Source organism: Saccharibacillus qingshengii, assembly GCF_013185195.1.
GTDB lineage: Bacteria > Bacillota > Bacilli > Paenibacillales > Paenibacillaceae > Saccharibacillus > Saccharibacillus qingshengii.
Genome location: NZ_JAAZWC010000035.1, coordinates 37,787 through 46,127, shown reverse-complemented (window position 1 = coordinate 46,127; position 8,341 = coordinate 37,787). Strand labels below are relative to the sequence as shown.

Annotated in this window: 4 protein-coding genes; all 4 read right to left on the bottom strand. The window is 58.3% G+C overall.

From position 1 onward, the window contains the following. Positions 1-562: 562 nt before the first annotated feature. The 4 genes from HRQ60_RS21040 to HRQ60_RS21025 all read right to left on the bottom strand — a co-directional run bounded on the left by HRQ60_RS21040 (position 563) and on the right by HRQ60_RS21025 (position 8,331). Positions 563-1,978 (bottom strand): zinc ribbon domain-containing protein, encoded by a 1,416-nt coding sequence (locus HRQ60_RS21040; RefSeq protein WP_172199864.1) that lies wholly within the window; start codon positions 1,976-1,978, stop codon positions 563-565. A 343-nt stretch (positions 1,979-2,321) separates the two neighbouring features. After that, positions 2,322-5,690 carry a GH32 C-terminal domain-containing protein gene (locus tag HRQ60_RS21035; RefSeq protein WP_172199862.1) on the bottom strand — a complete coding sequence of 1,123 codons (3,369 nt, stop codon included), beginning with the start codon at positions 5,688-5,690 and terminating at the stop codon, positions 2,322-2,324. A gap of 211 nt (positions 5,691-5,901) precedes the next feature. Further along, positions 5,902-6,855 carry an ROK family protein gene (locus HRQ60_RS21030; protein ID WP_216671660.1) on the bottom strand — a complete coding sequence of 318 codons (954 nt, stop codon included), beginning with the start codon at positions 6,853-6,855 and terminating at the stop codon, positions 5,902-5,904. A 3-nt stretch (positions 6,856-6,858) separates the two neighbouring features. Further along, on the bottom strand, positions 6,859-8,331 hold the full coding sequence (locus tag HRQ60_RS21025) for a glycoside hydrolase family 32 protein (protein WP_246281424.1): 1,473 nt from the start codon (positions 8,329-8,331) through the stop codon (positions 6,859-6,861). Positions 8,332-8,341 lie beyond the last annotated feature (10 nt).

The following is an 8,341-nucleotide window of genomic DNA, read 5'->3' as shown; positions in this document are numbered from 1 at the left end:
TGTAACCTTTAATTCTTATTCTTATTTAGATTTAAATTTATTTATGAAGGTAAAAAGTGAAGAAACGTATCATATACGTAGGTTTGAGGGCTTCTATATCACTTTTCTTTTTTGCATTTTATATTCGAGCACCTCTGATAAGCAACATACATAAACAGAAAAAATGTTGTTTATCCCACTTCTGTTTTTTTATAGCTGTCCATCAGAAAAGAAAATGAACGTAAAGTTAACAGTGGCATAGGGATTAGTCCTGCCCGTTTTGAAGTTCCTCTTATAGGGCCTATTCCTAAAGCAAAATCAGGAAAACAACTACAAATAACTCCTTTACTATTCTTTTTTAAATAATTCGCTATAACTAAAATATGTAACAAATGAAAAATGACATTTTTCTTTCGTTCAATTTACTTTTAAACAGCCTTCTTCGGCTGTTTTTTTCTGCAAACAGTGTGTTTAAAAGCATGCTTTTAAGCACATAGGAAAGCGATATCCTTCTTAGGATTGCTTCACAGGCAACCAAAAAGAACGTCTCATGTACGAGCCGTTCTTTTAGCCATGCTTTTATTTATGAGAGTTTCTCGCCTTTGCCGCTCAAAATTTTCATAATGCCGTTCTCGTAACCTACTTGGTACACGGATCTATACCGGGAGTACACGGTTCCTAGGTCTGAGCTCTCTTCGGCTGTGATTAAGATTGTGACTTCCGTATTCTCATCGCCCTGCGCGGAATCGATCGAATCGATCCAGACGGAGCTTGTATTCGTATATCCGTTGACAAAATCCGAATATCCGGTATTTTTCTGCCATCGGCTGCCCAGCAGCGCGTACGCTCCACTGTAATTCCACGCGGACAAATTGTTGTAGAATTCCTGCACGGTGTACTCCGCCTGAGCCTGCGCCGCTTCTTGCTCGACCTGTCTGTTCTGCATGGCTTCTTCTTCCGCTTTTCGCTTCTCTTCCGCTTCCAACACGGCGGCTTGTCGGCGTTCTTCGGCTTTCACTTCGGCCTCTGCTTGACGTTCCTCGGCCTCGCGTTCTTCGATTTCGATCCGGCCGTTCAATACGATTAGCGCGGAATCCGCCTTCGCATATCCTAATGCCGTGTCCACTACTTTCGACGCAGACGCATATTTTTCTTCTTTGAGCAGCTGCTCGGCCTGACGGGAACTTACAGATACGATTTTTTGGACGATAAGATCCTGTACCTCTCGTGCTTCGTCGGTATCGATTTTCTCGACGTCATCCATCAGCGCGGCCAGTTTGCCTACATCGTCCGCGGCATCCAGTTCTGTGCGGACATGCAGCAGGCCCAGACGCTGCCGCTGATCCGCGGCGGCTTCTTTTTCACGATTCAAGAGTGTATTCGAACCGTCTCCCAGTTCCGCCTCGATCTGGGCAAGACTTTGCTCGGCTTCTTCTAACTTATGGCTGTCCATTTGCAAAGCAACCTGAACCAATGCGCTTTGTGCCCGGCTCGCTGCATGCAGCGACTCCTTGTCCGTGCTGATCGACGTGTCGTTGGGCAGCAGCTTCGCAGCTTCTTCCAATTTGATCTGCGCGGCCTGATATTGCCCCTGCTGCGCAAGCGCCCCTGCTTCCGTTTGAAGCAGCGAGGCCTGCTCGACGATCCCCGACTTATAGGAACTCCAAGCGTACCAGCCTCCTGCGATCATCACGACAAGGCACAAGAGAGCAAGCAGCGAACCGTAACGCTCGGCAAAAGTCGGTTTCGGTTCCGGATAACGATAGCTGCTCCCCTTACCAGACCGGCCGTTTTGGGAGAGTAACACGGAAGGAAGCTCGTTGACTGCCTGCCGTACAGGCTCTTTTGCCAGCGAGATTTTCGGTGCCTCTTTCACTTCCGTTTCCGGTTGGGCAGGCAGCGCAGACGGCACGGGTTTCCCCTTCATCAGACGCGTTCCGCAGGCGGAGCAGTAAGACGCCTCCTCAGGCTGCTTTACGCCGCAATGGGTACAATACATGGTGAATCCCTCCTGCAAGTAGCTGTTATTTACCTTAGTGAAAAGAACAATACAGGAAGCAGCCTCTCCTGCTTGCTCAGCTGCTCATAATGTAGCATAATTCATGAACGTTTAGGATGACATTTCCTTCCGATCAAAAAACTCTTAAACTTTATCGGCTTTTGTAACGTTCCTAGTAAGCCGAATCTGTGTCGAAAATGTTCGAACTCAAGAAAAGATCGGAAGAAATCGCATCGTGCTGGGAGACGAGACGGCCTGCCTCCATAGGCCCGCATCAAAAAAGCTTCTTTCAACCGGCTTCGCTGCCGGAAGAAAGAAGCTTTTTCACATTACCTGTTCGATATTATTTCTTGAGCTTCCACTGCTGCGCCCGATTATCGGGATCGTAGGCGCTCAGGATCGGCTTACCGTCGCTGCCCGAGGTCAGCGCCAAGCCGTTCGCGGCATTCAGCAGGAAGGTCTGTCCGCCTTTTTTGCGAAAGATCCAGCGCTGGTTGTCGTAACCCAGATAATCGTAAATTTGCAGCGTGCCGCGTCCGGTATCCAGATCGAGCGCCTGCCCTTCGGGCGTACGCAGCGACACCGATCCGTCGGCCAGCCCGGTCGGCACGGCGGTCCAGAGCGGATTGTCCTTCTTCTCCGCCTGCCGCAGGTCAACCGCCGAACCCCGCGCAGGGGCCGAAGCCGCAAGTACCCGTGCCGATTCGCGGTTGATCAGCGCAAAAGATTCCAGTTTGGCCGCAGAAGCATGGGTGATGCGCACGTTCTGGAACGAAGCCTGGCCGCCGAAGGCATGCAGCCCGAACTGTCCCGAGGCAAACGTCCCATCCTGTACGTCGATGACCGCTTTACCGTCCAGCCAGGCGCGGATCCGCGGACCTTTGGCCTGCACTTTCAGCCGATACGTGCCTCCGGGTACAACGGAAGCCGGAGAGGTGCCGAGCACCTGCCGCTCCGCGAAACTTCCGTTCATTTTGTAGAACAGACGGACCGCATCCATATTCGGGTCCAGATTGAGATAATATCCGCTGCCTCCGGCGGCATTTGCGCGAAACAGCAGCGAAGCCGCTCCGCCCCCACTGCCGAGCTTCACGGTCGATTCGTACGTGAAGTCGCCTGCCGTCCGCGCGGACATCGCCGCCGTATCGCCGGTATACCTTCCGCGCATCCCGTCTTCCGTCACGATCCAGGACGCCGAGGAAGGCGTCGGACTCAGCTTGCCGAGATCCGATACGAACGTTCCTCCATGCACGACCACCCGGGTAGTGCCGGACGCTCCATTCGCTGCCGACACCGTGACCGATGCTTCGCCCGCACCGACAGCCCGCAGAACGGCCGATCCTCTTTCCGCTGCGCTTACCGAAACGACGGAAGAATCGGAACTCGTCCAATTCAGGGAACCTTCGACCGACGAAGAGGTATGCGCGGCGGCCGACAGGGTGCGCTCTTCATTCGGACCCAACTCCACTTCCGACGCATTCAGCACCAGCTCCTCGCCCGCCTGCTTTTTCCATACGGAATCCAGCGCATGTACCCGGATCGAGCGGATCTTCACCTCGCCGCCCTGCGCGTAGAAGCTCATTCCCCGACTGGCGCTATCCGGGAAGATCAAGTCGGAGAAGACGGTTTTCCCTTCGCCCGCGAACACTTCGACCGACGACTCGTCCACGAAAATCCGCAGCTTGAGAATCCCGTTCTCCGGCCGAAGCTGCGCTTCCTGGCGCAGATCGAGCAGCGGCGAGAAATCGGTCACCCCCGAAGCCGAACGGTCGACCGACAGCTTGGCTTCTTCTACGGAATACGCAATATCCGTATGCTGCCCGCCCCCTTCGCGGACACGGAAGCCGAATGAATCCGCCGCCCCGTCTGCAGGCAGTTCAAGCTCGGCTTCGATCTCGTAAGCGCCCGCGGACAGTCCCTGCAGCGGGTTCGGCGAACCGGCCGCGACGGTCGTATCGCCGACCGTACGCAGCTCGCGGCGCAGAGAGTCCAATTCGCCGATCGGCCGCTGGACGAGGCGCACGCCTTCTTCTGTCCGTGTCAGCGACAGCTCTCTCGGCAGACTCAGCACGCCCTGCCAGCCGAATGTAGGGAAAGCGAACGGATAATCCCAATTGGTCATCCACGCCATCGTCACAACCCGGCCGTTCGGCGCATCGGTAAACGAAGACGAGGCATAGAATTCTTTGCCCCAGTCGGTCTTCAGCACCTGCCCGGCCGCATGATCGTTGACGAATTTGCCGTCATCCGTCAGCTGCCCGACGAAATATTCGGCGTCGGAACCTTCGGTTGCCGGATTGGCGCCCGTGCTGATCATCAGCACCCACCGGGTCTCGCCCGTGCCGTCTACCGGCAGCGGGAACAGATCCGGACACTCCCAGACCCCGCCGCGCACGTATCCGCCATAGCCGAAATTGTCCGTCAGCGTCCAATCGGTCAGATTCGTCGACGTGAAGAACCGGATATGGTCGCCGCCCGACACGACCATGACCCAGCGGTCGCGGGCTTCGTCGCGCACAACCTTGGGATCGCGGAAATCCCAACTCCCCGGATCGTCGCCGTTCTTACCGGGATTCTCGATCACGATCGGGCGGTCCTGCGGATAATGCCAGGTCCGGCCCCGGTCGGAACTGTAGGCGATGCCGATCCGCTGATTGCCTCCCGGCGCTTTGGGATTGTAGGACGTATAGTAGGCGATCAGACCGCCGCCGTCCGGCGACCCGTCGAACAGACCCGAGAGATTATCCGGATCGGCGACCGCGGACCCCGACCAGATATGGCCGAGATCATTCCATTCCAAGGCGAGCGGCAGGCTTTTCCAATGCAGCATATCGGGGCTGACCGCATGCGCCCAGCGTCCGCCGTCCTGATGGAACAGATGATACTCGCCTTGGTAGTAGATCATGCCGTTGGGATCGCTGGCCGAACCGCGCGGCGGCGAATAATGGTAGGCGGGGCGGTACGTCTCGCCGTAATAATTCGCCGCTGGCGTCAAATACGTATCCTGGAAAACGGCTGTGCCGCGCACGACCGTCAGTCCGGCGGACTGTCCGCCTGGCGGCACGCCGGAAGGGATTCCGCCGGCTTCGATCGCCGCTTCCGCATAGCCGTCGATATAGAGACGGGCCCGGCCGTCTTCGACGACGATCTCCAGCCGATGCTTCACGCCGTCTTCGCTTGGATACGTACCGGCCGACTCGGCTATATTCGCTCCGCCGGGTCCGAGCAGCCGGGCCCGTACGCGGCCCTGCTCGCGTTCCAGCAGCGCGGTATAACCGTCCGTTCCGCCGCTTCCTGCGAGAAACACCAGACCAGCCGAAGTATTCGCCGAACCGGGAGAAATATCGCCCCTGAACACCATTCGATTGGAAGGAGAGACGGCATGCATCCGCACTGCGGCGGAACCGTTCTCTGCCGTCCCCCGGATTCCGCGGTCGTCGGCGGTCCAGTTCCCTTCCCGAATGATAGCGCTATCAAAATTATGGTTCCAAATCGGTTCCTGCACGGTTTGGGCGGAAAGATCCGACAGTGCCGCTGCAGCCGTAGGGTTCGGCAGCGATTCCGCCTGCTGGGCTTCCGATTGTTGCATCGCGGGATTCGCGGATTCGTTCTCGGCCGATTCGGCCGCCTGAGCCTGAAGCCCTCCTGTCGGCAGAACGCCCAGCAGCAGTACCGCGCACAGCAGAGAAGACGCCGGTTTGTATGTTTTCATTCCATTTCCCTCCTTAGGATAGCTTGACGATCGGTCTTCGTTTGGCGCTTGACCTTGCGGTCTTCGTGCTTTCCTTCCAAATGTGCCCGCCGACGGATCTCGTATCCGTCGGCGGGCATGTGGAGGAACTTTATTCGGATTGTTCGGATTAAAAAAACGGGTCAAGTCATGCAAGGCGGGCTCGAGCAGCCGAGCGTCTCGTTGCCTGGTTCTATAAGCCGCTTTGCGGCACCAGACCGGCTTGTTCCTGCTCCAGCGCCCGGATGCCCAGCGCCAGCGCGCCGCGCAGGCCGGACTGCGTGCCGAGTCCCGGCGCGACGATATACTCGCCCAGCCCTTCGGCAAGCTCCGACGCCGCGACGTAGCCGTTCAGGCTCGCCGCCGCGCGCTGCCGGATCAGCGGCAGCAGATGCTCCTGCTGCATGACGCCCCCGCCGAGGATGATCCGGCGCGGCGACAGCAGCAGAACGGCCGCCGCGACCGACTCGGCGATATAATGCGCTTCGATCTCCCAGGCGGGATGATCGGGAGCCAGTTCATGTCCGGGAACGCCCCAGCGTGCTTGGAGCGCCGGACCGGAAGCCATCCCTTCCAGGCAGTCGCCGTGGTACGGGCAGGACCCTGCGAACGGATCGTCCGGATGCCGGCGCAGCCGCAGATGTCCGCCTTCGGGATGCAGCAGACCGTGCAGCAGCCGCCCTTCGGCATACACGCCGACGCCGACACCCGTGCCGATCGTGTAATACACGCAGCTGTCCAGGCCGCGGGCAGCGCCCCAGATCGCTTCGCCGTAAGCGGCGGCGTTCACGTCGGTATCCCAGCCGTACGGTACGTCGAAGGAGCGGCGCAGCGTGCCGAGAAAGTCGAAGTTCGCCCAGCCCGCTTTGGGCGTCGTCGTGACGAACCCGTACGTGGCGCTGCCCGGGCGCAGATCGATCGGTCCGAAGGAACCGACCCCGATCGCCTGTACGCCGCGGCCGGCGAAATAATCGATCGCCTGCGCCAGCGTCTCTTCCGGCTTCCCGGTCGGGAAACTGATGGTGTCATGAATCTCGCCGTCCGGACTTCCGATTCCGCAGACGAACTTGGTCCCGCCGGCTTCGATCGCTCCGATCACCGCGGAATCGCCAGGGAGCGGCGTCCGCTTGTCTTCTCTGTGCGTCATCCCTTACGCCTCCTTGGACGAACCCGCAATCCGGAAGATCTGCACAGAGCGGAACTTCAACGATTCGTCCGCCGAGAATACCGACAGCCGATCCGCTTCTGCCTTCGGGAAGATCAGATCCGTCATGACAAGGCGGCCGCCGCCTTCGAACACTTCGACCGAAGAACGGTCGACGAAAATCCGCAGCTGCGTATCGGATTCCGGTCCTGTCTTCGCCGTATGCCGCCCCGCGAAGTCCGCGTGGAATTCGCTTTCGCCCGACTGCGTGCGGTCGATATACAGCTCGCCCGCTTGTGCGTCGAAGCCGACCGGTGTTCCGCAGCCTTCTCCCTGACGCAGGCGGAATTCGAACGAACGTCCGCCTTCTGCCTGAACTTCCAGCTCGAAGGTGTCCAGACGCAGCGTTTCCAGCTCTTGACGCAGCTCGGCCAGCGTGACATCCGCAAGTTCCAGCACCGGTGTCCGCGCAGCTTCCAGTTCCCGCGCTGGACGCTGCATCAGCGTCATCTCGCCGTCCACCGTCTCGAGCGTCAGCTCCCGTGCGATGGTCATCGCTCCGCGCCAGCCGTCGGTCGGCGTCTGGTTCGCGTAGCGCCAGTTGCTCATCCAGCCGAGGTACAGCCGTCTGCCGTCTTCTTCGGGCACATCCGACCAGCTCACGCCCGCATAGTTGTCCCGGCCGTGATCGAGCCAGCGAACCTGCTGCGAAGCTTCGTCCGGCGTGAACGTAATTCCGTCGAAATCACCGATGAAATACTGCGTCCGCGAGCCTTCCGTACCGCTTCCCCCGTCACCGATACTGACCAGCATTACCCAACGGCTCTTGGCTTGGTCGCCGTCGACATGCAGCTCGAACAGATCCGGGCATTCCCATACGCCTTCATGCGAGCCGATTCCTTCACCGAAATCGCTGCCCCATGTCCACTGCTTGAGATCGGGCGAGTGGTACAGCGAGGCTATCTGTCCGCAGGCCACGACCATGATCCACTGCCCGCTCGGTTCGTGCCGGAATACTTTGGGATCGCGGAAATCGGGCAGGTCGGCGCGCTCGAGTACCGGATTGCCTGCGTATTTGATCCAGGTACGGCCTTTGTCCGTGCTGTAAGCGAGACTCTGGGTCTGCACGACCGGCGCGTCCGGGCGCTCCAGATGATGGGTAAAAATGGCGACCAGTCCCGGTTCGTCAGGGAAAAATCCGGTCGTATTGTGCCAATCCACCACCGCGCTGCCCGAGAAAATCGTACCGTGCTCGTCGGGTTCCAGCGCAATCGGGAGTTCTTCCCAATTCGTCAGATCGCGCGTGACCGCATGTCCCCAGTGCATGGGTCCCCAGGTGTCTCCGAACGGATGATGCTGGAAAAACAAATGGTATTCGCCGTCGAAATACACCATTCCGTTGGGATCGTTCATCCATTTCTGCTGCGGGGAAAAATGATAGTTGCCCCGATGATCGGGCTTCGTGACTTGCATCGTCATGGTTTGTCCG

Coding starts and splice junctions, on each gene's coding strand:
- HRQ60_RS21040 (WP_172199864.1), bottom strand. CDS start 1,978: ATGTATTGTACCCATTGCGGCGTAAAGCAGCCTGAGGAGGCGTCTTAC.
- HRQ60_RS21035 (WP_172199862.1), bottom strand. CDS start 5,690: ATGAAAACATACAAACCGGCGTCTTCTCTGCTGTGCGCGGTACTGCTG.
- HRQ60_RS21030 (WP_216671660.1), bottom strand. CDS start 6,855: ATGACGCACAGAGAAGACAAGCGGACGCCGCTCCCTGGCGATTCCGCG.
- HRQ60_RS21025 (WP_246281424.1), bottom strand. CDS start 8,331: ATGACGATGCAAGTCACGAAGCCCGATCATCGGGGCAACTATCATTTT.